The organism is Arcicella lustrica (assembly GCF_034930985.1).
GTDB lineage: Bacteria > Bacteroidota > Bacteroidia > Cytophagales > Spirosomataceae > Arcicella > Arcicella lustrica.
The window spans coordinates 609080-635564 of record NZ_JAYGIM010000001.1 but is presented as its reverse complement, the minus strand read 5'-3'; the positions used below and the strand labels follow the sequence as shown (position 1 = coordinate 635564).

Sequence of the window (26485 nt, the reverse complement as noted above, 5' to 3'; positions counted from 1 at the left end):
TTACTTGAATGGCTTTTTTTATGCCTTAATTCTTCGCAATAGCCCTTTTCATTTTCTCATCCGTTTCACACTTAGATATTTATATTGAGGTACAGATTGAGGTACACTTTTTGTTTCTGAGGTACAGAAAGTTTCATCTTAAATAAATATCTACTCATGACAAAAAAAGGCTTATGTATTCTATTAATTTCAGATTACGCACCGACATTGTAAAAGCCCAAAAACGTAAAATCTACGTCCGCATCAAAATCAATGGTGTTTCTGCTTCTGACATCGCAACGTCAATTTCAATCAATCCCGAACAATGGGATAATCTCAAACAAACTATTATCGGTAATTCTCCACTAGACTACACAAACCGAGCAATGTTACTAAAAATAGAATCGGACATTGTGGAGCTTATCAGAACCAACCAAATCAGCAAAACAAATCAGGGCTTTGTCTTTGTACATGGGTAAAGATTTACCAGCCCTCACACTCCTGAAAGTTTACCAAAAGTACATCACAGACAAAAAAGAATGTTGGAACGGTACGCCTAAGCAACTAGCAAAAAACACTATCCAACGTTGGTACAACTGTATGAAATATCTTTCTGAATTTTTGAAAGATAAGGATATGGAACTAAACGAAATTGACATTGATTTCGGTCACCGTTTGTATTTGTACCTTATCAAGAAAAAACAAAGAAGAAATACAGAAAAGAAAATTGGTCACGATTATGCAGTAAGAAACCTTACTTACCTGAGTGAGGTGTTAGACTTTGCCAAACGTAAAACTTACATTATTGCCAATCCGTTGGATATTGAAGAGTATAAACGGAACCCGCCTAAAGAGATTGAAAGCTTAACACAAAATGAGCTTCAAACATTGGCAGGCTTTCAGTTTACGGGAATTTTGGAAGATGCTAGAATTACTTTCTTAGCGATGGCTTATTCAGGGCTTAACCATTGTGATTTACATTATTTGGAACGCATCAAAGATTCTGAATCAATCGTTTTGAAGATAGATAGACAAAAGAACCTAAAACGTTACACCGATAAAGCCATTATCCCGATATTGCCAGAACTCAGGAAATTATTAGAAGCCATCAATTACCAATTACCCAGCCATGACATTAATGTGATTAATAGACATCTACACGTCTTTGAAGGGCTTTTGTGTGTGGACATCTCAATTACAACATATACGGCTAGAAAAACGGCAGGAATGTTACTTTCTGAACGTGGTGTGAGTATTGACGTGGTATCTAAGATTTTGGGACATACTTCTATCATTACCACCCAAAGGCATTATTTGAAGGTTGTGGAGAAAAGAGTATTAGCAGAAACCAAACATTTGATGTAAAAAATTATATTTGTAAAAAACTTAAACTATGAAAACTTTATTTTCCTTAATTTTCTACACACTCCCACTTTTTGTTTCTGCACAAGTAAACAAACAAGAAATAGACGATTCTATCAAAGAGATTGAAAACTACTGGAAAATGAAGTTTTCACAGAAAGAACTTACTTTTATTCCCCCTTCTGTTTATTACTACAATAAAGAAAACCCAATTACTACAGCTTGCGGAACATCAAATGCATTTTATTGCGGTGGTTCACTTTCAATTGCCATAAGTAAGGATTTATTAGAAGTTGTACAAAACAAATATGATTTTAAAGTAATTCGGTATATTATTGCTCATGAGTACGGACACTCAGTACAACACCAATTACAAAAGAGTTCGATACTTTCCATTGATAAAGAACTACAAGCGGATTGTTTATCAGGTACTTTTTTATTTAATATCGAAAAGAATAAAGTAACCGCTGAACCTACGATAAACATAAATACTTTATGGAATCTACTTTCTGATTTTTCAGAGGGAAACCAAGGACTAAAAATATTGACCGACCCGCAAGCTCATGGAGATGCTCAATCAAGAATGCGAGCTTTTAAGACTGGTTATGAAATAGGAAGCGTAAACAGATGCTTAAAAGATTATAATATTCAACAACAAAGTTTAAACCTGATTGAAAGTATTTTTGACATTTTCAAAAAGAATAAATAAACAAATAAGCGATCCAGTATCACACAAAAACACGATACTCCAGTACCACAAAAAAAGCCCGTTCAATCGAACTGGCTTTTTGATTATTACCAAACCATTAAATATAAAATCTTTGGTGATGGCCAGCATCAAATAATATTTTTTAATCTGAAGAATACCGATATTCCGAACAGTGTACCAATTGCGATAAGTATCAACAATAACCGTTCAGATTTCTTTTTACTTTCTTCAATTTTATTATATAAGCTAAGATTAATTTTATTTTCCTCAAGCATCAAATTATTAGCAGTATTGAGTTGATTTGAAAGCATGGCAACCTTTGCAGTATTTTCTTTTACGACGGTATCAACCCGAACGGTTTTTATATAGATTGTTTTGCTATCAGGGTAACATAATGTTTTTTGTTGTTCTGGACAATCAAGCAAGATGCCTTTTTCAATCGTGGTATTTTTCCTTACAATGGTTATGCCTTCAATGTATTGTGAATGAATAGGAAACTTTTTCGCACAGGTTTGAGCAAGTTCTTTTGGATGGTCTTTGTAAAATTGCTCTGCTTTGAATCGGGCTTTCTTTTCAGAAATACACCCTAACATTAATACAAATGTTAGGGTGTAAAGTATTGGGCGGTTCATAAATGATTATGAATTGAAATTGCTTAAATCGTTGAAGTTGCCAGTTTGGTCGTTTAGTGCTATCATAAAATGAAGCACTTCTAAAATAGTATCACCAAGCGTTTGGTTTGGTAGTTGGCTTACATAAGAAAACAAAAAATCAAATTCAGGAATAGCACCTACAGGCGGTACTTTTTTTGTTTGCTGTACGCCTTGTTCGTCTAAATAATCTTCTTCTACAAGTTCAACTCTTTGCCCCAATGCGTCAACAAATTTTTCATTGCTTGTCATCAGTGCTACTCTTTGAGAAGGAATATAGTTTACGGAAAGCACATCATTTTGATAATGCTGAATGTCGATAGGACAAACGACCGTCTTTTGTACAAAGTCCACGTATGGACCAACTACTTGTACTTTGCGAGTAAAACCATTTATCGCAGGATGATTTGAGATATTAAACTATGTTTCCATTCTTTTCTTTGCTATTAGTTGTTTAATTGATTTTTACCCACCCAGTTGACTTAAACATATATTCCCCCTCTTCGTTTTCTATGCCAGTTTCTGAAAGCTGATATACCTTTAAGCCGATGGCAGGTAAAACGATGGCAAGCCTTTGGGCTTTTGTCATCCGGGGTACCGCCAAAGAACCTTGATAAGTAGAGTTTACAGTAAAACGGGATGATGGTGGATATGTAACGACCCCTCCATTTTGCAATACCGTTTGTCCATTATAAAATACATCGCTTGATTTATTAGCAAGTTGTTTCCAAACAAATGCACCTGTTTCATACTGTAAAATAAACGTAACAGGTTTATTTTGTTTCAGAACCAAATTTTCATTACCAAGCATTTTAAAACTTGCAGAGTTGACCAATGTAATATCAAAAACGGATACATTTTCAAGGGTAACTATGTTATTAATTGTACTTTGTTCAATACCCAGACAATTAATGCCCACACTAGGATTAAGATAAATATGAGAACCTATAGGGGGTAATTTTGCACCATTAACAGGCACAAAAGTAAAAGAGTTAACCCCTTGATTGTTTTGGACAGTCAATAAACTGGTTGAAATAACGGGGCTTTCAGACTCAAAAAGAATTGCCTTTCCTGCATTTCTAGTAAAATCATTATTCTGAACTACTATATTCTCAGAACCATAAGCCTTTGTAGTTCCCCAAAACATCAACCCATTTTGTTGAGTTTTTTCAGTGCGAGAATCATAGCATACATTATTTTCTACAGTACCATTTTTAAAGGCAATATTATTAACACAAGCTACAAGAATCCCAGAACGCCTTTTGTTTGCAGTATTGTTATTTAAGAGAACTCTAACACCATTATTATAACAGATATTTTTACTAATCACAAAATTCTCCGCACTTGCTACACCAATACCATTTAGGTAATTATCATAACAGGTATTACCAGAAACTATAAGATTAGTAAGCTTAGGGTTTAATAAGGAACCATTATTATTCCCCACATCAATACCAAGACCACTATTGCCAACTGCAATACAGTCTAAAATACTTAGTCCATCCAAAACCGCATTTTCTAGTTGCTGTGGTGGACGAACATATACACCGCCTGCACCAATATCGTTCTCATTAAATTCTTTGCCATTATAGTTTAAAGTAGCTCTGAATAACTTCAAGCCTACACCCAAGACTAAGCCATCAAGCCCACAATTTGTAAAAGATACGTTTTCAATAGCAGATTCTTTCCACATAAAAAACTCACTATCTTTTGTTACTGTGTTATCAACTAAACAACCAATTCTATCAGCCTGTGCATTAATCATTTGTTGCCCATAGCGGCCGCAATCATCAACACTAGAATTCTTAAATAGAAATTTCGGACAGTTGGTAATATAAACACCTATATCACGAGTACTAACAACATCTATATTACTAAAGGTTAAGTTCTTGCATTTATCTGCATAAATACCTCTAATACCTCTATCAAATAAGCCTATATTATTAGCTCTATTTCCATCTATCTTAAAGCCATCTAATAAAACGTTATGATTTTTTATTTCTAGGATAGGTTTATTGTGTGGAATTGTGCTATTGTCGATTAGTTTGATAATAGAATTGACTCCAATTAAATTCTGATAAATCAGATAGCTTTTATTAACAATAATAGTAGAATACTCTTTAAGGAATAATGGCTTTTGCAAAAGCTTTGAAACCTTTACGGCTTTATCTAAAATTTCAGTATGGTCAATTAAACCCTGATACTCTTCAAACCAAGTGTACAACACTCTATCAGAGACGTTTCTTTTAAGTCTTAAACCTTCGGTTGTTACAAGACAATACCCGCAATCATCAACAGTAACAGTATCTGAAGCATCATATTTATAATAACCTGTTTTACCAGAAACATTACAATAAAATTCTTGAACTCTTTTAACCTCTTCTAGTTTTAGATTTCTTAATTCATTTATTGAATATCCTGAGAAAAGTTTGTCATTTCTTTTTGATTCTTCCTTTATACCTATATTTACCTCATACAGGTATTTATTTAGTGCTAAATCTGGATATGGCATTTTTATGATTTTTAAACTGTTATTAAAATATCCCCGTTACTCTGAGAAACATACTTTGGTTTGTGGTATAAATAATAAATTACTACAATTGCAATAATAACGAAGGCAAATTTCAAAACGTTGTATTTTTTGTTGAGCAACGTGACAAACACTATCAAAGCGACGATTTCTAAAGCGATAATTTCAACATTGCCTAAACGGTTGAACGATAGCGGAAAAATATCACCTGAGTACATCCCAACACCCAAACCACCCGTAAATCTTTCGTCTCTTACAAAAATTGATTGTTGCATTACCAAAGAAACATCTGAATAAAGAATCGGGTAAAAACTTGCGTCTCTATCTTGTAAACTACTTGTTAGATAGAAATTAGCACTTTTAAAGTCGTAGCCGTTAATTCCTAGTTTTGTTGGGTGCGTGTGGAAAAAGAACGGTAATTCGTTGTTGACTTGAATCAGTTGAACGGCTCTGTAAAACTCTGAATAGTCAGGACTGTACTTTGATGAATCTGTTTGAGTGTTTCGGAAAAAGTAAACATTGGTTGATGCCAACGAACCGCCTTCTAAAACTTTCATCGAGATACAACCGCCAATTTCTGAACTCACAGGATAAACCGCTTTGATACGTTCCTGAATACTTTTTGTAATCAGTATTGATGTTGGTTTTGTTAGTACAACACAATCTGTAGAACTATTTCATAACGCTTTTTAAATACGCTCAGAAAACCAACATGAGTTATCCTGAATGCTGAGCAAAACTTCTTCAAAAGATATTGTGAATGGCTATTCTTACTTTATAAATTTAATTTCATCCTGAGGACTCATACTTTTGTCTCCAAATCTCTCCTCCCCTTTTTTCGTTATGGTTCAAAATGATGTATTTTTGTCAGGCAAACTCAACGCTGATGAAATATAATCCTTTTTACTACATTTTCCTTTTCTTGCTTTCCTGTTTTTCTTTATCGGGATGTCTTTGGGCGAAGCGCTGCCCTGAGAAAAACTGTAGGGTTGCTGTAGAGCATAAACACGAAGGCGGAACTTTTAGACCAAGAGCTGCCTTTTCATGGACAACTACCAAAAAACATTTACCGTGGAATCCTGTAAAAGGAAATAAGAAATTCAACGGAAAGAAAGATAAAAAATCAGGTAAAACTAAATTCAAATATACGCTTCCGGGCGAAAGAGTGAATTTCGATAAAAAGAACTAGCCTTAGCTATTCAAATACAATAATATGAATCTAATTAAAGTGGCCGCTGGAGTAGTTAATCAAACACCTCTAGCATGGGAAAGTAATAAAAACAATATCATTGCTTGTATTGAAGAGGCGAAAAAACAAGAAATCAGTCTTTTGTGCCTTCCTGAACTATGTATTACTGGCTATGGCTGCGAAGATATGTTCTATGCACAAAGTACTTGCGACAGCGCTTTAGATGCTTTAGAAGATATTGTTCTGCATACTTCAAGCATTGCAGTTTGTGTAGGTTTACCCATTCGTATCAATAATCATATTTATAATGCTGCTTGTTTAATTGTCAATAAGCAAATTAGAGGCTTCGCTTGTAAGAAAACTTTGGCGAACAATGGTATTCATTATGAAACTCGCTGGTTTCAACATTGGCCTGTGGGTGAGAAAACTGAATTAAGAATCGGAGAATTTACTTATCCTGTTGGCGATTTACTTTTTGAAGTAGGTGGTGTAAAAATTGGTTTTGAAATCTGTGAAGATGCTTGGGTAGCGAATCGTCCGGGAAGAGAGCTTTACTTAAAAGGTTGTGATGTTATTCTGAATCCAACGGCTTCTCATTTTGCTTTCTTTAAAACCCAAACTCGTGAACGCCTTGTTCAAGATGGTTCTCGTGCTTTCGGTGTTGCTTATATTTATGCGAATTTACTCGGAAATGAGGCAGGAAGAGCCATCTTCGACGGAGATGCGATGATTGCCCAAGCGGGCGAAATGCTCGTTTCTGGTACAAGATTTTCTTATAAAGATTATTACTTGACTTCAGCGGTAATTGATTTAGATAAAATTCGTTTAGAACAAAGTCAGAATCTCTTTCAATTCAAGGCAAGCAATGCAATAATTCAAGTACTTTTTGATTATCCAGAGATTCCTCCTTTCAAAAATCATTATGCTTTGGAACATTGGGAAGCAAATGGCTTTCAGAAAGAAGAAGAATTTGCAAGAGCTATCGCTTTAGCATTGTTCGATTATTTAAGAAAATCACGTTCAAATGGTTGGGTTATTTCACTTTCTGGTGGGGCTGATTCTTCTGCCATTACTGCACTGTGTTACTTAGCCATCGAAATGGCTGTTACAGAACTTGGTTTAGATGGTTTCAAAGAAAAATTAAAATACATCAAAGCGATTCAACAATGTACTTCTGTCGCAGAATTATCCGCTGCTTTGATTACAAATATTTACCAAGGAACACAAAATAGTTCATCGGATACTCGTCACTCTGCTACTTCATTAGCCAAAGATTTGAACACTACTTTTTATGACATTGACATTAATGGTTTGGTTGAAACTTATAAAGGATTGATTCAAGGTGCTATTGGAAGAGATTTATCTTGGCAGACCGACGACCTTGCATTACAAAATATTCAAGCGAGGGTTCGTAGCCCAAGTGCTTGGTTGTTGGCAAATATCAATAATGCTTTACTTTTATCGACTTCTAACCGTTCTGAAGCATCGGTTGGCTATGCAACGATGGATGGCGATACTTCTGGTTCTATTTCACCAATTGCGGGTATCGACAAACATTGGTTGCGTCATTGGTTGCGTTGGTTAGAAAACACTGGTTTGGGCGGAACCCATAAAATAAAAGGCTTAAATGCCATGAATAATTTACAGCCAACTGCTGAATTACGCCCGCTAGAAGCTAAACAGATTGACGAAGAAGATTTAATGCCTTATGATTTATTAAACGCTATTGAAACCTCCGCAATTCGTGATAAAAAATCTCCTACAGATTGTTTAAAAATCATGGAAATGGAATTTGAAGGTGTTTACACTCGTGAAAAATTAATTACTTCTATCGAAAGATTTTTCAGACTTTTCGCTAGAAATCAGTGGAAACGTGAACGCTATGCACCAAGTTTCCATGTGGACGACCGCAACCTTGATCCAAGAAGTTGGTTGAGATTCCCTATTCTTTCTGGTGGTTTTGAGAAAGAAATTGAAGAGATGTTGGATTATGCTAATAACGCTGGAAAAGGAAAACGAAGAGGCAAAATTGGCTTTTAATATTATAAATTACAGAATATGCTTTTAGCCATAGACATTGGTAATACCGACGTAGTTTTCGGAATTCATAATCAACAGGAATGGATTCATCAATTCAGAATTCCTTCTGATTCTTCTCGCCGTTCTTCTGATTTTGAAGCAAAACTTCGCTTGTTTTTCTTGGAAAACAACCTAAGAATCAGTGAAATCAATCGCTCGATTATTAGTTGCGTAGTGCCAGATTTAAAACATGTTTTGAAAGAAACGGTTCAAGAAATGCTTGGTCTCGACCCAATCATCATTGGTCCAGAAATCTATGACCAATTGAAAATGGAAATTCTAAGCCCTTATGAAATCGGTACGGATTTGGTTTGCAACGCTACTTATTCCTATTATACTTACAAGAAAACGTGTTTAATTGTTGATTTTGGTACTGCTTTAACGTTTACCGTTGTTACTGCCGAAGGTAAAATTTTAGGAGTTTCAATTGCTCCGGGTTTGAAAACAGCCGTAAAATCGCTTTTTTCAAACACGGCACAATTACCAGAAGTACCTTTGGTAATGCCAGAATCTGCCATTGGTAAAAATACGGTTCATGCTATTCAAGCAGGGATTCTTTGGGGATATGTAGGAATGGTTCGTGAAATGATTATGCAAATCAAAAAAGAAGTTGGGCAAGATTGTCTCGTTTTAGCTACTGGTGGACTGTCGTCTATTCTAACACCACTTCGTGATGAATTTGATGAAGTGGATAAATTACTAACCTTGAATGGCTTAAAAATCATTTCTGAAATTGTAAAATAATCAATAATCCATCCCTCTAATAGGCGATTTAGTTGATATACTGAATCGCCTATTTTTTTGTCCTCAAATCTTTTTTAGATTTTTTTTCAATTCTCTGCAACCTTTTTCTGCATGGCTGCATCTTAGCTACAAATCATTCCCCTTAACGTTTCAATTTTTCATTGACGGTAAATAACAAACCATTTATCCTTTAGGGAAGCCGATTAAGTAGTTTGCATAACAAGGTAGTTGGCATAATATTAATTTTGACACAGTAATCATCCAAAATGTTTAACCAATAAATCTAAAAACCTAAAATTCACTCATCATGAAAACAATTTTTTACGCTATCCTTACCATATTTAGTTTAGCTAATATTAAGGCACAAGCTCAAGGAAAAATCTCAGGGCAAATCACAGACGATAAAAGTAAAATTGTAGAATTTGCTACAGTTACTTTATTGAACGCAAAAGACTCATCATTGGTAAAAGGTGCTTTAGGCGACGTTAACGGCACTTTTGAATTCGAAAAAGTAAATTATGGTACTTACATCGTTAATATTTCTCAATTGGGATATAAAAAATATTACACGCCAAAGTTTATTCTTTCTGCTGAAACTCCAAATATTAAATTAACAAAATTAGTACTATCAGAAGCTTCAAACGAGCTGGGTGAAGTACAGGTTACCGCCAAAAAACCTTTCATCGAACAGCAAATCGACAAAACTGTTGTGAATGTTGAGAACTCAATTGTTTCAGCAGGCAATACAGCGATTGAAGTTTTAGAAAAATCTCCAGGCGTTACGGTTGACAAAGACGGAAATATTTCATTGAAAGGAAAGCAAAATGTAATGGTAATGTTAGATGGTAAACCAACGTATATGTCGGCTGGTGATTTAGCCAATATGCTTCGAAACATGCAAGCGTCTCAGTTGGATAAAATCGAAATCATGACCAATCCGCCTGCTAAATACGATGCAGCAGGTAATGCAGGAGTAATTAATATTCGCTTAAAAAAGAATCAAAATACTGGCTTGAATGGTTCGGCTAATGTTGGTTTGGGTTTTGGTCCATATAAATCTTTACCAAAAGAAAGTGCTGGTTTAAACTTAAATTACAGAAATGGTAAAGTAAACCTATTCGGAAATTTTTCTGCGAATGACCGTAAAAGTTTTCAAGTTCAAACCATTAACCGTAAGTTTTTTGAAAATGGTAAAGTAATTTCTGGATTCGACCAAGTTGGAGATAATGACCGTAGAAATAATTCTTTCTCTTATAAAATGGGAGCTGATTATTTCCTTGACAAAAAGAATACGATTGGTTTCTTATTCAATGGCATGAATGGTAATTGGAGCGAAGATTTAAACAACGAAACTTTAATCAAAAATGCGATGGCACAATTGGATACTACTTCAAGAACTTTAGGAAGTATTAATAACAATTGGGGAAATTACTCAACTAATTTGAACTTCAAACATGTAATTGATTCAACTGGTAGAGAAATCACTGCAGATTTAGACTATGCTCGTTACGATGCCAATAATTCGATGAAGTATCGCACTTCAAAATACGATACTCAGAATATTTTACGTGAAAAAAGAAATGAAGATGGTTTAACTGATTCTAAAATCAATATTTATTCTTTCAAAACAGACTTAGTTTATCCAATCAATAAAACATCAAAATTTGAAGCTGGTTTAAAAACAAGTTATGTACATTCTGGCAATGATATGCGTTTTGATTTCTTAGTGGGTGATGCCAATACTCATGTAAATGACCCAACTCGTACTCGTGATTTTGTTTACAAAGAAAACATTAATGCTGGTTATGTAAACTATTCTAAGGAATTCAAAAAAGTAAGTGTTCAATTAGGTTTAAGAGTTGAAAATACCAACGGACAAGGTACTTTATTAGGAAAAGAATTATTGAAAAGAAATTATACGAATCTTTTCCCAAGTGTATTTTTCCGTCAGAAATTATCAAAAGACCACCAATTGGGTTACTCGTTCAGTCGTAGAATCGACCGTCCAAGTTATGAAGATTTGAATCCGTTCTTATTTTTCCTTGACCCATATACTTTCCAAAGAGGAAATGAATTGTTACAACCACAATATACCAACGCTTTTGAAGTATCGCATACATTCAAAGATGCCATTACAACTACAGTAAACTTTAGCCGTACAAATGGTGTAATGACTGATATTTTAGAACAAAATAATGCTTTGAAAACGACTAACGTTACCAAAATCAATATTGGTTATGTCGAAAACATGGGAATTTCGTTCTCAGTGCCTGTTCCCGTTACAAAATGGTGGTTTAGTAATACTTATTTGAATTTGTATAACAATCATTATGTGGGCGATATTCCAAAAACAATTATTGCTTCAGATGGTAGTTCTTCGACTATCCTTCAACCATTGGATGCTCGTGCTACTACTTATCAATTAAATATGACTCACCAATTTACATTGCCTAAAAAATATACTTTAGAATTAAGTGGTTGGTATATGTCACCATTTGTAGAAGGACAATTGGCGGGTCGCCCGATGGGAGCAATGTCGTTCGGAATTCAAAAGAAATTAATGAAAGACAAAGCTACTTTGAAATTGAATGTTAACGATGTATTCTGGTCTAACCAATTCCGTGGTTCGTTCATTTTCAACGATATTGATGTACAAGTAAGAAACAAATGGGAAAGTAGAGTGATTCGCTTAAACTTCTCATACCGTTTTGGAAATAGTAAAGTAGCCGCCGCACGCCAACGTAAAACTGGTTTAGAAGACGAAAAAGGTCGTGTAAAAAGTGGAGGCAACTAATTAATGATTTTTCATTACAGTGAAAAATAACTCAAATCTATTTAATTAGAAAATTCGAAGAGAATGTCGTTAAAGGCATTCTCTTTTGTTTTAATGACCATAAAAAAGAGGTTTCCTTATTCAAGAAAACCTCTCTCTAATCTATAAATTGCTACTTAGTGGCAACGTGAATGTTAGATGGCGTTAGGAAATCGAAAAAACGCTCTAACCAACTTTTATTCGCATCATTTGCTTGAGATGCTTTCAAGTTTTCTGTTTTGTGGCTCTTTGATTCTTCCAGAATCATTTCGGCCAATAAAGGATAGTATTTCATAAATTTGTGTTGTTTAATGATACACGGTTAATGATTGTCGATACTCTAAGCTGAGGTTCACATAAAAAAGTGATAATCGTTTAATCCGAGTTAATTACTTGACAGACACAAAGTTACGAATATTAGTTCTCACAATTGCAAAAAATATAACTATTCCAATACAGATTCTTTAAATACTGCAATTATATTTGATTATTCTCAGAAGTCAACCATTTTTAATGCCAATAATGGCTAACATTCTTCCTGTTTTTCCTTTTTCTTTTCTGTGCGAAAAATAACTTTCATTATCTAAAACAGTGGAGAATTTAGAGATTTCAATTTGATTGACGGGCACTCCCGCTTCTAATAATTGTGCCTGATTGGCTTGTTTCAAATCGACAAAGTATTTAGCTTTTTAAACATCAAATCTTTTGAATTTCTCTTCAAAATTTTGGGCTACCTCCTCTCCTACTTCAAAAGAACATTCATCAATACAAGTCCCAATGTATGCAAAACAATCTGCGGGATTTGTACCAAAGTCTGCCACCATTTGTTGAATAGTTTTAGTGACAATTCCCAAAACCGTTCCTCGCCAACCTGCATGAATGGAAGCGACTACTTTTTGCTTATCATCATAAATCAAAATGGGTGTGCAATCTGCCACTGTAACGGTTACAAATACATCGGCTTGATTAGTAATCAAAGCATCAAAACCTTCATAAGCACCTGCTTTTGTTGTACTTAATATTTTATCTTCATGTATTTGATAAGAATAGGCTACCTTTTCTGCTGAAAAACCGAGTGCTTCAAAGAATTTATCTCTATTTTTATAAACATTTTCAAGATTGTCTCCTGAATGCAAACCTAAATTCAATGAAGTATAAGGTGCTTCGCTATAACCATCTTTCCGAGTACTTTCAGCGGCAATTAGTTTGGGGAATTGTTGAAATATTTGGGGTTTGGTAAACATATCTTTATGAACTTAAGGATTTTAGGACTTGAAGACTTTAGGATTAATAAACCTGTGAGGTTTTAAAAACCTCACAGGTTTGTAAAAAGCTAATTATGAAATTCAACATCGTTTATATTTTAATTGCTCTTTTCTTTATCAGTTGTCAAGAAAAAAAAGCTCCTCAGCCTGCTGGAATTGCGCTTTCTTTTGATGACCGATTTATTAAAGAATGGTTTGAATTAAGACCACTCTTTAAAAAGTATCATGCAAAAGTAACATTTTACATTACGCAACCTGATAGTTTATCGACCGAAGAAATTGAAATGTTGCATCAATTACAAGCCGATGGACATGAAATCGGCTGTCATGGTGCTATGCACGTGGCTTCGATAAGATATGTTTGGGAAAACTCTCTGGAAGAATATATGCAAAAAGAAGTATTCCAAGCCCTGAAAACTATGAAGCGACAAGGTTTCTCTCCTACTACTTTTGCACATCCGGGTGGCTCACAGATTTGGTATATCGACCGTGAATTGTTAAAACATTTTAGCTTGTTACGTGATGTTTCGATGAAAGAAAGAAACATTTTCGGTTTTACCTATCGCCGAGAAGTAGAAAACATGGATGAAATATATCATCATCACGATGATACCCGAAAAGTAAATGCCTTAATCATTGATGTAAGTGCTAATCTGACTATCGAAGATATTAAAAAAGGGTTGGCCAAAGCACAAAAAGAACAAGCCGTTATGATGCTTTTTGGTCATAAGCCTCTGCGTAAAATCACTCATAAACCAGAAGAATATGGCTTTGATATACATTTTTTAGAGCAAATCTTGGCAGAAAGTGCTAAATTGAAACTTCAATACTTCACAATGAATTCTTTGTAGTTTATGAGTTTATGAGTTTATGAGTTTATGAGTGGGAATCGCTTTTTATGTTTGTGGGTTCATTAATTCTCATAAGATTTTTAATCTTGTTAATCATATTTTCATCTTTTTAAATAAACTCATTGACTCATAAGCTCATAAACTAAAAAGGAATCATCAACCAATAAAAAATGAAAAAACAAACTACCTTCATCACAAGTTTAATTTTATCGTTATCATTATCCTCTTTTGCTCAAGATAATGATTCAACCGTGATTCGTAAATTCTTCAATGAATCTCTCTCAAATGGCAAATCTTATGAATGGCTTCGTGATTTAACCACCAATGTTGGACCAAGATTAAGTGGCTCGGAAGGTGCTAAAAAAGCAGTACAGTGGGGAAAAACACTTTTAGAAAGCGGTGGCTACGACCGTGTTTTTTTACAAGATGTCATGGTGCCACATTGGGTGCGTGGTGCTAAAGAAGAAGGCTATATTTTAGATGGCAAACAGAAAATCAAAGTACCTTTAGTAGCTTTGGGGGGGTCGGTGGCTACGCCTAAAAAAGGGATTACGGCAGAAGTAATTGAAGTAAAAACCTTTCAAGAACTAAGAGCTTTGGGCAAAGAAAAATGCGAAGGCAAAATCATTTTCTTCAATCGCCCGATGGATCCTACCAAGATTAATACTTTTGAAGCGTATGGACAAGCTGGCGACCAACGTCGTAGTGGTGCAAATGAAGCAGCAAAATTAGGTGCTATAGGCGTTATCATTCGTTCGTTGAGTAGTACTGAAAACGATTTTCCGCATACAGGTTCTATGGTCTATGCAACGGGTGTGCCATTGATTCCTGCGGCAGCTTTGAGTACCAATGCAGCTACTTTATTGAGCAAAACTTTGAAGGAAAATCCGAATACAAAATTCTATTTCAAACAGTCTTGCGAAACTTTACCTGATGCTCCTTCGCATAATGTGGTGGCGGAGATTAAAGGTTCTGAACATCCAGAAGAGATTATTGTAGTGGGCGGACACTTAGATTCATGGGATTTAGCGCAAGGTGCGCATGATGACGGAACAGGTATTGTACAGTCGATGGAAGTGGCTCGTTTATTCAAAAATTTAGGTATCAAACCGAAGCATACTATCAGAATAGTATTGTTTATGAATGAAGAAAACGGAAACCGTGGCGGTGTGAAATATGCAGAATTAGCCAAGCAAAATAATGAGAAACATATTTTCGCATTAGAGTCTGACAATGGTGGCTTTACTCCTCGTGGCTTTGGTATGCAAGGTGCATCGGCTGAATTATTAGCGAAAGTTCAATCGTATCGTACACTGTTAGCACCTTATGGTTTACATGAAATTGAACGTGGCGGTGGCGGTGTTGATATTGGCCCTTTGGCACCACAAGGCTCAGTATTGATCGGTTTTAAACCAGATGCTCAACGTTATTTCGAATATCACCATGCCTCAAATGACACTTTTGATACCGTAAACCAACGTGAATTAGAAATGGGTGCGGCATCAATGGCAAGCTTAATTTACTTGTTAGATAATTTGACTAATTAAGTCGCTTAGTTTTTAACTTTTAGCTTTGACAAATTTGAATTTGTCAAAGCTAAATTCTAACAAAAAGGATAAAATTTTCCTCTTTTTACCCCAATTTTCCATATAAAAGAGGAAAATTTGTATCTTTTATATGGAAAATTGCTTCTTCAAGTAGCAAAATTCTATCTTTTTTGCGGAATATTGCGGTTTTAACAAGAAAAACTCCTTCTTTTTTACGGACAATTGCGGTTTTAGGTAGAAACTTTGCTATTTCAAGTACCAAAATTCTATCTCAGAGAAGGAATACTCCTTCTTTTTTGCGGGAAATTGCGGTTTTTAACAGAATTGGCTCAGTGTGGTTAATCAAAAAATGGCATCAGGAATATGTTTTCTTGATGCCGTTTTTTTGTGCAATTGATATAAATATATAAATCCCGAAGGGATGATACGATTAAATGTTTCACCCTTTCAGGGTTCTGTAAACGATATTTCAATGCTTTATTATAATCCTGACATCCCTTCGGGATTTAAATGGAGGCTTTATAGCTTTCAACGACAACATCCTTAAGCTGTTTCCTTTTTACTCATGGCATGACTTGAAGTCATGCCATGAGTAAAAAGGAAATTTCACCTGTGACCTTTAACTATCATTTTCTCACACATAATGCACTTTATGTGAGCTTCATCAATTTTGCAAACTCTTCAATTCTTCTTTCTCCTTAGCCTCCGCCAATTTCCACCAAGGCAAGTATGGATAAGCGTGGTGTTCGTGATGATAGCCAAAGAAGTAACATGAAATAAAAGCCATAAAATGATTGAGTTTCTGACTTCGAGATTTATAAATATCATTCGCCTCATGTTCGCCACGGTGCGGAAGATAAGTACCAAAGTAAAAAAGTTGTAGCGTACTCAAAATCGCTGGCACTTCCCAAAAAACAATCAGGTTTTCCATCGGAAAAACTAATTTCAATAGATTATAAGTAATTGCCATCAACAAAATCTGCCAGAAAGTAACGTACTCTAACGCAAATTTTAAATACCATCTAAAAAAGTTTCCATCATAATAATCTGGGTCTTCGTCAGTCACTACGTTTTTATGATGTAAGTGATGTTTCTTCGATAATTTCTCATAATTATTATAAGCAAAAAGCGTAGCACACAAAAAACCAATGGCATAGTTGAGTTTTTTATTGTGCGGAGCAACAACGCCATGAATAGCATCGTGTGCCGTAATAAAAACGCCAGTATAAAGTTGCATTTGAAGCAACACGAAAACATATACCAAAGGATTATAAAAATCTATCGGATAATTCAACAAATAGGCAAGCGAAATGCCCCAAAGTGAAATAATACTGATGGCAAAAAAGAGTCCTTTATATTTCATAAGATTGAGTGTCGGCACAAGTAATTCAGGAATAATACTTTAAAAACTCATTTATCCGTAACTTTGTTACAAAGATAAGATAAATCATTAGCATCCAGTTTTGCATTCAATATGGCAAAAATAGAAAAAGAATTACAGCAGGCAATTGTGGCGATGCCTCAGAAAGAGAAAGATAAATTATTGCTAAGACTCATCGGCAAAGATGATATTTTGATTCAACAATTGACTTTTACTTTGGTAGAAGAAAGCTTAACGATGGAGTCGAGAAGGGATGACATTAAAGTATTGATTGATAAATTATATGATACCACCAATTACTCTTCGGGTTATTTGATGATGGATATGCGTTATACCAATGCAGAAATTACTCGCCATGTAAAAGTAACCAAAGACAAATATGGAGAAGTAGAATTGACCTTGAAATTGCTGAAAGAGTGTTTTGAAAAGCAGTTAAAATGGATTGAAAAATACTCTTCAAAATCGGATACTTTAGCACTTTATGTCGTAAAAAGAACAGATTTTCTGTTAAAAAAAGTAGTGAAAATGCACCCAGATATTCAATTTGATTTTCATGCAGATATGAATACTTTATTGGAATATTTGCACAAATACGCTACGGCTTATTACGCTAAAGAATTGCAAATTCCTCAAAAATTTGAAATCGCTGAGTAAATAAAAAATATTATGAATCAATCAGAACACTTAGCGACTTTTATCAATACTTTCTCTGAAAGTCTGCAAGATAATTCCTTCGTAAAAATCTCTTTGGGCAATTATAAAGGCACAGAAGAGCAACTCAAGAATATTTATATCAAAAGAGTTTTAATCAAAAAAGAAGAAAAACTTAGCTTTACTTATCGCTACAAAACTCGTGATATTGTAAAGAATTTTACGGTATCAGAAGGCATCAAAGATGTTGAAAAAGCCTTGCAAGAAGGCTTTAATATTGCTACGCTTTTCACAAGCAAATTTGATTTAATCATCGAAAAATTAAATCAGAAAACCGTTTTGCGTAAAACTGATTCAAGTAATCCGAAAGCTATTTCTTTGGAACATGACAAAGCGAAACATCGCTTGATAAAGCCACAAGAAAAACCTTATTTACATGAATTAAAGATTACTGACGAAACAGGAAATGTCTATAAAAATGCACAAGACAAGTATCGTCAGATAAATCATTATGTGGAAATCTTGAGTACTTTAATCAAAGATATTCCTACGCAAAATCAATTAAAAGTAGCCGATATGGGTTCTGGAAAAGGCTATTTAACTTTTGCTCTGTACGATTATTTAACCAATGTGTTGAAACTTGAAGCAACAGTAACAGGCGTTGAATTCCGCCCAGACATGGTGGCACTTTGTAATAACATTGCTCAAAATACAGGTTTTTCAACACTCAATTTTGTAGAAGGAACTATTGAAGATTATGACAGTACAGGTACTAATATTTTAATTGCTTTGCACGCTTGCGATACCGCCACAGACGATGCCATTTATAAAGGAATCACCGCCAATGCCGATTTGATTGTGGTTGCACCTTGCTGTCATAAACAAATCAGAAGAGAAATTGAAAAACATAAAGCGTCTAATGAATTAGATTTCTTGACGAAGTACGGCATCTTTTTAGAGCGACAAGCAGAAATGGTAACGGATGGCATCAGAGCGATGATTTTGGAATACTTCGGCTATAAAACTAAAGTGTTTCAATTTATTTCAGATGCTCATACGCCTAAAAATGTATTAGTCGTAGGAATTAAAAATCCGAATGCGGTATCTAAAAAAGAAGAAATTTTGGCAAAGCTAAAAGCCACAAAAGAGTACTTTGGCATAGAGTATCATCATTTGGAAAAACTTTTATCTATTTAATGCGTAATGATGAATGCGTAGTGTTTTTAACGATAAACTTTTAACTTATTACTCATTCATCATTACGCACTACGCATTAAAAAAATTATGAAAAAAGACATCAATTTTGAGCAACTTTTAGCGGATGAGAATCAGCATTTACAGAAGCTCCATCAAATCGTTGAAGAAACGATAAAATCTGAACGATTGATTGTCCAGAATCTATTAAATCCTCCTATCGAAACCATCACAAAAGGGCAAGCTATTTCTGATAAAGTGGCTCAGTTTGGTGGAAGTTGGAAATTCATCATCATGTTTGGTATAATCCTCACGCTTTGGATTATTTTCAATACCGCCATGATTGTTCAATATCGATTCGACCCTTATCCATTCATTTTGATGAATTTGATACTTTCATGTATTGCCGCTTTGCAAGCGCCAATCATTATGATGAGCCAAAATCGTCAGGAAGAAAAAGATAGAATGAGAAGTGAAAATGACTACTTGATTAACCTGAAAGCAGAAATGCAAATCAGAAGTTTACAACAAAAAATGGATTTGTTGTTGGAAGAACAAATCAAAACCTTGTTTGAATCTCAGGCAAAACAATTTGCTTTACTTGATGAAATCAAGAAGAAACTTGATAAGATGGATAACAAAAAGCTTTAGTTTGCGATAAAATATACAAGAATGAACGAAGAATTTTATGAACAAGTTTTTGAAAAAATCGATTTTTCAAAACAAGTAATTACAGGAAAAGAGTACGATAGCTGTACTTTCAAAAACTGTGATTTTTCAAATACCAACCTATCCAATAAAGATTTTATTGATTGTACTTTCGAGAGTTGTAATCTCAGTAGCGTCAACCTGAACAATACAAGTTTAAAAACGGTGAAATTCATCGATTGTAAAATCATTGGTGTAGATTTTAGTATCAGCAAAGAATTCTTATTTTCAGTATATTTTAAAAATTGTTCGCTAAATTATACTTACTTTTTCAGGAACAAATTGAAGAAAACTAAATTTGAACATTGTCAGATTCAAGAAGCAAATTTTAGTGAAGCAGATTTAACGGGAGCAATTTTTAATCATTGCGATTTATTAAATACTGTTTTTGAACAAACCAATCTGGCTCAAACAGATTTTAGAACAGCCGAACATTACGCCATCAATCCAGAGAAAAATAACATTAAAAAGGCGAAATTTTCTTATGATGGCATCAGAGGTTTACTGTATCAATATGATATTGTGATTGAGTAAAACATCCTTGAAACTTTATTCTAAACAAAAAACTATGTTTATCTTAACTTCAAATAACTCGATAGCCAATCACTTTATCGCTGAACTTCGTGATGTAAAAATCCAACAAGATTCGATGAGATTTCGGAAAAATCTGGAGCGATTAGGAGAAGTATTAGCTTATGAAATTTCAAAAACATTAACTTACGAAAGTACCGAAGTACAAACGCCATTAGCGGTTGCTCAAACTAATTTATTGTTTAACCAACCTGTTTTAGTGACAATTCTTCGAGCGAGTTTACCTTTTCATCAAGGCTTTATTAATGTTTTCGATAAAGCAGAAAATGCTTTTATTGGTGCTTACAGAGGAAAACATCTTGCAGACGAAAGCTTTGAAGTGGAAATGGATTACTTGGCAAGTCCAGATTTAACGGATAAAACTATTATTTTAATCGACCCAATGTTGGCTACGGGAAAATCTTTGTTGAAATCTTATCAAGCTTTATTGAAATATGGTAAGCCAGCAAAAGTAATTATTTCATCAGCAATAGCTGCACCCGAAGGTATTACTTTTTTGCAAGAACAAATACCCGAAGCAGAGCTTTTCATCGCTGCACTTGATGAATGTTTGAATGAAAAATATTACATCGTGCCAGGTTTAGGCGATGCAGGCGATTTAGCTTATGGTTTGAAACTATAGTTTTTCTCGCAACAGACTAATGCCTACTTCACAAGAAAGACATTTTTTATGCTGACAGAAAACATTGAACCATTCAATGCCAGCTTGCGAATCAAAAGCGGACTTCATTGATAAATCTAACATTTGCCAATGTTTCGTAATATTATTCTCTTCAGCAGGTAATTCTTCTAAAAAACGAATCGCCTTTTCAAGATAATGAACTTCATCTTTTTGCTGGCTATAAGCCACTAGTAAAGGTACAATTGTATTGATAATTACATTTTGCACAGAACTTTCACCAATGATTGCTACTTTCCCATTAGCTTTTTTACCGAATAAATAATGTTCTTGCCAATAAGCAGATTGCTTCACTCGCATGATTTTAGAAACATTCTCCACATTTTCAAGGTGTAACATCACTGAAAATAGATTGATGTTTTCTTGAATAATTTTAGCAAACTGTGCCAATCGAACAGTTGGAAAATTAGCGGGTCTAAGACGTAAAAACTTCCATTCATGCAAACCCAATACTTTTTCTTGCAATTGATATTTTGCGGAAAGAAATTGAAACTCTTTGGTTAGTTTACTTTGGTACTCATCTTCAACATTATTGAGTGAAAGAAAACCAGCTACGCCAAACAACAAAGCTTCTATTTGAAAAAGATTATCACGATGTTTACTCAATACTTTCAGCGGTAAATTTTGTGATAATCTCATAAAAGGTTCAGCATTCAGTTTAAAACCAAAGTTTTTTGCCAATACTTGATATGCAGTTTCTTCCCAATCTTGTTTGTTTTTGCTAAGATATTCGTGGATAATAGAAGCCTTACTTTCCAATCTTTGCATTAATACTTTATCCAGCATCGCAAATTTCTTTAAGGCTGAAACCTGTTGAAATTGCGCTTGACAAGCAATTTGTGCCTTACTTTCTACTAAATCTGAATACTTTTTAATGAAAGCTTTGTCTGTTTTGTCTGAAAGTATTAGCGTAGGAATTTTAGTGTTATCACTTCGGAAAATCGGTTTGTCGTCCTCCCATACTACATGAAGAATCACATTTTGATAAGCAGCATCAGAATGATGTGAATGAAGATTCCAATCAGAAGATTTTAAATGAATTTCTACAGCACCCACCCACTCAACCTCGCCAATCAGGATACGAGTATCTTGAAAATCAGCACCAGCATCCGTATTGTATCTCCCAATTTTTAATACTTGAAGAGATTCATTATCAGTAGTTTGAAGGCAAGATTTATCAAAATATTGAAATTGCCAGAGAAAGTGTAGAAAAGCCTCGTTCATAAGTGTTTTAAAATAATTGTTAAAACAAAAATAATGAGTTTGAGGAATTTTCATTCATAAATCCAAAAAAGAAATGCTTGACATATATTACATCAAGCATTTTCTTTAGGATATGTATTGCTACACTGTTTATCAATAGCATTTAGAGGAAACAGAAAAAGGCTAATCTTCTACAGGTACATTATAACTGATGTATAAATTCCGTTTGGCTTGTACGATGTGGCGTTGATTATGGGCAATTAAAAATTGAAAAACATCTCCTAATTTCAATCGTATCCATTTTGTAATTGAAATCGGAATACGAATGGCATTCATATCTATTGCAACACTTTGCTTTAATAAATTCAACAATTCTTCTTGATGTTCAATGAATTCTGCCACTACTGCATAAGCATCCAAATTTGTTACTGGACTATGATTTTTAGCGGCTTTCATTTTCTTCATATTTTCTTTAGGTTCCATCAATTGAGTAAAGTAAGCACCCAAATATGAGCTTTTAAAAACCAGACTTCCCTCCTGTTGAGGCTGATTGATTAATGCCTTTTTAATGACTGGCAAATAATAACGACTATAAGTATTGAGGTGCTCTAAACATTGAGCAATACTCCAACCTCCATTAATGGAAGGCTTTAACAAAACACTTTCATGAAGATTCTGAAACAGACTAATACTCTCTTTTAAATGAAGCTCCACTCTGTCTTCTAAATGATTGACTAACAACTGATTTTCAATACTTTTCATGACAAATTAAAATATTTGATGAGGTTAAAAATTGATGTTACAAATTTGGTACATGAGCAAATAATAAATGTTGGTAAATACCAAGATTTAATGAATACGATTGACATCTTCAATCACTTAAAAGAAAATTTGCAAAGAAGCACAGAAATGCCCTATTTTGAGTAATAAACAAAATCACTAACACTATCACAATGTTTTATATTCATCTTCAACATATCGCAAAGCGTTTTGCCTTCAAAAAAATCGTTTTCTTCTTTGCTATCAGTCTTTGTTTTACTGCTTGTAAAAGTGCTAAAGTAGCCAGTACAACAAGTACAGTTACAACGCCTGTGGTTAAAAAAGATAAAATTGTAGAAATCTCTATTAAATCAATTGAAGCCATTGATTTGGAAGAAGATTTAAGTTTTGCAGATGAAGTTTCTTTGACTTATGCTTTAACGCTAGTAGATGAAAACAAAAAAATATTGAAAGTAGTGAATACTTCTTGGGGGGTAAAAAGCTTAAAAAAAGGACAAATTGTAAAAGCTGATCAATTCAAAAAATTAGAAATTGTTATTCCTGAAAAGGGAACATTATTATCTTCTGTAATTTTGATGGAAGTTGATAATTACGAAAAAGCAATGAGTACCATCAAGAAAATCAATGAATTAGGAGGTTTAGCAAAAATACCCGCTACCATTATCAATATTGCTGAATACGAAACCCCTTTGGCAATTGTTTTCGCCAGTTTACAAGCTGCTGGTTTAGGCTTGAAAGTAGCCGATCGTTTCGACCAAGACGATTTACTCGGACAAAGCACTTTTGAACTAAAATTAGATTCCCTCTCAAATACTCAGAAAAACTATCCTGTAGATTTAACCTTTGAAGGCGAACATCTCAAAAACACTTTCCGATACAAACTCACTTATGAGTTAAAAATTCGTTGATTCTTTTTTATTAAAATAGTAATCTACTAATAAACAACAAGTTACTGCATTATGTCTGGTTTTTAATAAAATACACATAATACTTTGCTGGTTTTTTATTTATATTTTTGTAATTCTCTTACAATAAACATAAGCATTTAATAGTTACATAAGGTACTATGTACTTATACGTTTTGTGTGTTGAAGCGAATAAATTTAGGGGTATCAAGGTTTGAAAATAATTGCTTCAAACAATTAAGATTGAAAAATAATGAATAAATCACTAACCAGAATATACAGGCTAATTGCATTACTATTGATAACGGTCGCCACTGCCGAAGCTCAAAATGAAAATTATGTACTTAAAATCGGGAATAGAACTATCAACTCAAAGGAATTCGCCCAAACCTACCAAAAGCTTCTTCAAAGCGATAGCATCAGAAAAGATAATCAGAAAGAATTTATCAATAATTATATCAATTATAAGTTAGTTGTGTATGCGGCAGAACGCATGGGGAAAGATACTACTCGTGCTTTTCGTGAAGAAATAGATAGTTATCGCAAAGAATTAGCCAATCCATATTTAGTTGATAAACAGGTATTAGAAAAACTCATCCAAGAATCGTATGAAAGAATGCGTGAGGAAGTAAGAGTAGCTCAGATTTTTATTCCTTTAGTAAAAAATGCTAGCCCAGCCGATACAATGGCGGCTTACAATGAGTTAAGGGCGCTCAGAGCCAGAATTACAAAAGGCGAATCATTTGAACAATTAGCTAAAACAAATTCTAAAGATACTTACTCCGCAATAAAAGGCGGCGATTTAGGTTTTCTATCTGTATTAGAAAACAATTACACCTTTGAAACTGCCGCCTACAATACTCCAAAAGGCGAAATGTCTATTCCTTTTAGAACCAACAAAGGTTTTCATTTGATAAAAGTATTAGATAGACATTCTTTCAGAGGGAAGGTAAAATTAGCACACATTCTTGTAAGTCTTGCTCCAAATGCTTCATCAGACGAAGCCACTGTTGCTAAAAAGAAAATTGACGAAGCTTATGAATACCTCAAAAGAAATGAACCTTTTGAAGGAGTTTGCCGAGCATTTTCTGAAGACCCACGCACCAAAGATAATGGTGGCGTAATGAATAGATTTTGGGATGCTGGTACATTGATTGACCAGAAAATTGTAGAAACGGTTTTTGCATTAAAAGAAAAAAACGACTACACTTTGCCTATTCAAACCTCATTGGGTTGGCATATTTTCAGACTTATTGAAAAGAAAAGTTTGCCAAAATATGATGAAATGGCACCTTTTATCCGCCAAAAAATCAATGCTGATGCTTCACGCAATGTCATCATCAAAAATAATTTAGTAAAGCGTTTACAAAAAGATAATAACTTCCAAGAAACTGTTTCGGTAAAACAAGAAGCTATCGACAATTTCTACAAAGACAGAATTGGTTCTGAAGACTATTTAAGTAAAACTCTTTTCACAATCAATCAATCGGTTTCAACCGTTAAAGATTTTTATACTTTCGTCACCAAACATCAACGTCAATTAGCCAAATTAAAAGCGCTTGATGAAAAGACTCCACAAGATTGGTACGATTTATTTGTAGAAAACCAGAACTTAAGATTTGAAGAAGCTAACCTTGAAGTAAAATTCCCAGAATTCCGTGCTGATATTCAAGAATACAGAGAAGGTATTCTTCAAAAACAGATGTTGAATGATAATGTGTTTGAAAAATCGCTAGATTCTTTAGCACAAGTAAAATTCTACAATCAGCATATCGATCAATATCAATACACGCACAGAGTTTTAGCGAAAGTAATCACCAGCGACCGCAAAGAAACTTTGGAACAAGCCAAAACGCTGTTAGCCAAAGCGCCTTATCCGATGAATCGTAGATTTCCTGATATTTATTTTGAAAAAGATAAATCTGCATTCTCTGCCGATGCTCAAAAAATGTTGTATGATTTAAACATCATTCTATTAAAAAACAGAGATTATGTTGTTGAAGTAACTGGGAATTCCGACCCTGAAGAGCAAGAAAGTATTTCGGCAGAAAGAGCGAAAAAAGCGGTGAATCTCTTAATCAATAGTGGCGTATCGCCAATGAGAATCATCGAAAAAGATGATGGAAAATATAAGCCAGTCTCGAAAACGGATAGAAGTAAAAACAGCAGAATTGGCATTAGATTCTTATCTGATTCGATGGAAGATGTTGTAAAACGTTTTAATGCTTTAAAACCAAACAGTTTAAGTGCCGAAGAAGGTTATTTCAAAAAAGATGAAAATGAGTACTTAAGTGCTGTTGAATGGACTTTAGGAGAAAAAAATATTAACGTCAAAGGTAGATTTGTTTCAATCAATATTCAGAAAGTTGAAGAACCAAGAACAAAAACTTTTAAAGAAGCTCGTGGACAAGTAACCAGAGACTACCAAAAACAACTATCTGATGAATGGCTCAATCAATTGAAAGCTAAGTATCCATTAACGATAAATGAAAGTGAAATTCAAAGAGTATTAGATTAAACAAGAAAGTCAAAAGCAGAAGTAAATACATTTCTCTTTTGACTTTTTTCATATTCAACAGCCTGTTTATTCTGTCTTTATGATTTAGACGATGTTCTTAACACTTTTTAACGGTGCAAGCATATCAAATTAGAGATTAAAAAACGTTATCTTTGTCA

At 34.1% G+C, this 26485-nt stretch carries 24 protein-coding genes and 1 pseudogene; 16 read left to right on the top strand and 9 right to left on the bottom strand.

The features are described 5' to 3' along the window. Positions 1–173 precede the first annotated feature (173 nt). From VB798_RS02635 to VB798_RS02625, 3 genes are read left to right on the top strand one after another with little or no spacing between them, the layout of a single operon-like run. Complete coding sequence (locus VB798_RS02635) at positions 174–458, top strand: Arm DNA-binding domain-containing protein (protein WP_323255665.1); 285 nt, start codon at positions 174–176, stop codon at positions 456–458. Continuing rightward, on the top strand, positions 391–1344 hold the full coding sequence (locus VB798_RS02630; protein ID WP_323255663.1) for a tyrosine-type recombinase/integrase: 954 nt from the start codon (positions 391–393) through the stop codon (positions 1342–1344). Before VB798_RS02635 ends, VB798_RS02630 begins: the two co-directional genes overlap by 68 nt. Positions 1345–1372: 28 nt before the next feature. Then, complete coding sequence (locus VB798_RS02625) at positions 1373–2050, top strand: neutral zinc metallopeptidase (RefSeq protein WP_323255661.1); 678 nt, start codon at positions 1373–1375, stop codon at positions 2048–2050. Between the two features lie 128 nt (positions 2051–2178). Here VB798_RS02625 and VB798_RS02620 read toward each other — a convergent pair whose 3' ends face one another. The 4 genes from VB798_RS02620 to VB798_RS02605 all read right to left on the bottom strand — a co-directional run bounded on the left by VB798_RS02620 (position 2179) and on the right by VB798_RS02605 (position 5817). Further along, complete coding sequence (locus VB798_RS02620; RefSeq protein ID WP_323255659.1) at positions 2179–2682, bottom strand: hypothetical protein; 504 nt, start codon at positions 2680–2682, stop codon at positions 2179–2181. A gap of 6 nt (positions 2683–2688) precedes the next feature. Next, entirely contained in the window at positions 2689–3054 is a 366-nt protein-coding gene (locus VB798_RS02615; protein WP_323255657.1) for a hypothetical protein, read from the bottom strand. 100 nt (positions 3055–3154) lie between these two features. Then, on the bottom strand, positions 3155–5212 hold the full coding sequence (locus VB798_RS02610) for a hypothetical protein (protein ID WP_323255656.1): 2058 nt from the start codon (positions 5210–5212) through the stop codon (positions 3155–3157). Positions 5213–5223: 11 nt separating this feature from the next. Next, on the bottom strand, positions 5224–5817 hold the full coding sequence (locus VB798_RS02605; protein ID WP_323255654.1) for a hypothetical protein: 594 nt from the start codon (positions 5815–5817) through the stop codon (positions 5224–5226). A gap of 266 nt (positions 5818–6083) precedes the next feature. On the opposite strand from VB798_RS02605, the gene VB798_RS02600 reads away from it, so the two are divergent. From VB798_RS02600 to VB798_RS02585, 4 genes are all read left to right on the top strand, one after another. Continuing rightward, positions 6084–6419 (top strand): hypothetical protein, encoded by a 336-nt coding sequence (locus VB798_RS02600; protein ID WP_323255652.1) that lies wholly within the window; start codon positions 6084–6086, stop codon positions 6417–6419. A 24-nt stretch (positions 6420–6443) separates the two neighbouring features. Further along, complete coding sequence (nadE, locus tag VB798_RS02595; RefSeq protein WP_323255650.1) at positions 6444–8459, top strand: NAD(+) synthase; 2016 nt, start codon at positions 6444–6446, stop codon at positions 8457–8459. A gap of 18 nt (positions 8460–8477) precedes the next feature. Continuing rightward, on the top strand, positions 8478–9242 hold the full coding sequence (locus VB798_RS02590) for a type III pantothenate kinase (RefSeq protein WP_323255648.1): 765 nt from the start codon (positions 8478–8480) through the stop codon (positions 9240–9242). Between the two features lie 307 nt (positions 9243–9549). Continuing rightward, positions 9550–12036 carry an outer membrane beta-barrel protein gene (locus VB798_RS02585; RefSeq protein ID WP_323255646.1) on the top strand — a complete coding sequence of 829 codons (2487 nt, stop codon included), beginning with the start codon at positions 9550–9552 and terminating at the stop codon, positions 12034–12036. A gap of 151 nt (positions 12037–12187) precedes the next feature. Here the strand turns inward: VB798_RS02585 and VB798_RS02580 are convergent, their stop codons facing one another. Both VB798_RS02580 and pgeF read right to left on the bottom strand, forming a co-directional pair. Then, a complete protein-coding gene (locus VB798_RS02580; protein WP_323255644.1) occupies positions 12188–12349 on the bottom strand; it encodes a hypothetical protein in 162 nt (53 codons plus the stop codon). Positions 12350–12554: 205 nt separating this feature from the next. Continuing rightward, positions 12555–13298 (bottom strand): annotated as a pseudogene (gene pgeF, locus VB798_RS02575) (peptidoglycan editing factor PgeF). Positions 13299–13393: 95 nt separating this feature from the next. Between pgeF and VB798_RS02570 the strand changes: the two are divergent. Together VB798_RS02570 and VB798_RS02565 are read left to right on the top strand one after the other, a co-directional pair. Then, the gene (locus VB798_RS02570; RefSeq protein WP_323255642.1) at positions 13394–14170 is read left to right on the top strand and encodes a polysaccharide deacetylase family protein; all 777 of its coding nucleotides are present in this window, start codon (positions 13394–13396) and stop codon (positions 14168–14170) included. Positions 14171–14340: 170 nt separating this feature from the next. Beyond that, on the top strand, positions 14341–15717 hold the full coding sequence (locus tag VB798_RS02565; protein ID WP_323255640.1) for a M20/M25/M40 family metallo-hydrolase: 1377 nt from the start codon (positions 14341–14343) through the stop codon (positions 15715–15717). A 664-nt stretch (positions 15718–16381) separates the two neighbouring features. Here VB798_RS02565 and VB798_RS02560 read toward each other — a convergent pair. Beyond that, complete coding sequence (locus VB798_RS02560) at positions 16382–17080, bottom strand: fatty acid desaturase (RefSeq protein WP_323255638.1); 699 nt, start codon at positions 17078–17080, stop codon at positions 16382–16384. A 111-nt stretch (positions 17081–17191) separates the two neighbouring features. Between VB798_RS02560 and VB798_RS02555 the strand changes: the two genes are divergently transcribed. The 5 genes from VB798_RS02555 (at position 17192) to upp (ending at position 20864) form a co-directional block, all read left to right on the top strand. Further along, positions 17192–17752, top strand: coding sequence for a hypothetical protein (locus VB798_RS02555; protein WP_323255635.1), 561 nt, complete (start codon positions 17192–17194; stop codon positions 17750–17752). A 12-nt stretch (positions 17753–17764) separates the two neighbouring features. Beyond that, complete coding sequence (locus VB798_RS02550) at positions 17765–18946, top strand: class I SAM-dependent methyltransferase (RefSeq protein ID WP_323255633.1); 1182 nt, start codon at positions 17765–17767, stop codon at positions 18944–18946. An 87-nt stretch (positions 18947–19033) separates the two neighbouring features. Next, entirely contained in the window at positions 19034–19594 is a 561-nt protein-coding gene (locus tag VB798_RS02545) for a DUF1003 domain-containing protein (protein WP_323255631.1), read from the top strand. Positions 19595–19615: 21 nt separating this feature from the next. After that, entirely contained in the window at positions 19616–20185 is a 570-nt protein-coding gene (locus tag VB798_RS02540; protein ID WP_323255629.1) for a pentapeptide repeat-containing protein, read from the top strand. Between the two features lie 34 nt (positions 20186–20219). Next, entirely contained in the window at positions 20220–20864 is a 645-nt protein-coding gene (upp, locus tag VB798_RS02535) for a uracil phosphoribosyltransferase (protein ID WP_323255627.1), read from the top strand. On the opposite strand, the gene VB798_RS02530 is transcribed toward upp, so the two are convergent. Beyond that, entirely contained in the window at positions 20859–22145 is a 1287-nt protein-coding gene (locus VB798_RS02530; protein WP_323255625.1) for a DUF2851 family protein, read from the bottom strand. The two genes, upp and VB798_RS02530, sit on opposite strands and share 6 nt — an antisense overlap. Positions 22146–22307: 162 nt before the next feature. Then, positions 22308–22886: a DinB family protein gene (locus tag VB798_RS02525; RefSeq protein WP_323255623.1), complete on the bottom strand. Its 579-nt coding sequence runs from the start codon at positions 22884–22886 to the stop codon at positions 22308–22310. 191 nt (positions 22887–23077) lie between these two features. Here VB798_RS02525 and VB798_RS02520 point away from each other — a divergent pair, with 191 nt between their 5' ends. Then, a complete protein-coding gene (locus VB798_RS02520) occupies positions 23078–23812 on the top strand; it encodes a hypothetical protein (protein WP_323255621.1) in 735 nt (244 codons plus the stop codon). Between the two features lie 250 nt (positions 23813–24062). Continuing rightward, positions 24063–26327, top strand: a complete 2265-nt coding sequence (locus VB798_RS02515) for a peptidylprolyl isomerase (RefSeq protein ID WP_323255619.1) — start codon at positions 24063–24065, stop codon at positions 26325–26327. The last annotated feature ends 158 nt before the right edge of the window (positions 26328–26485 follow it).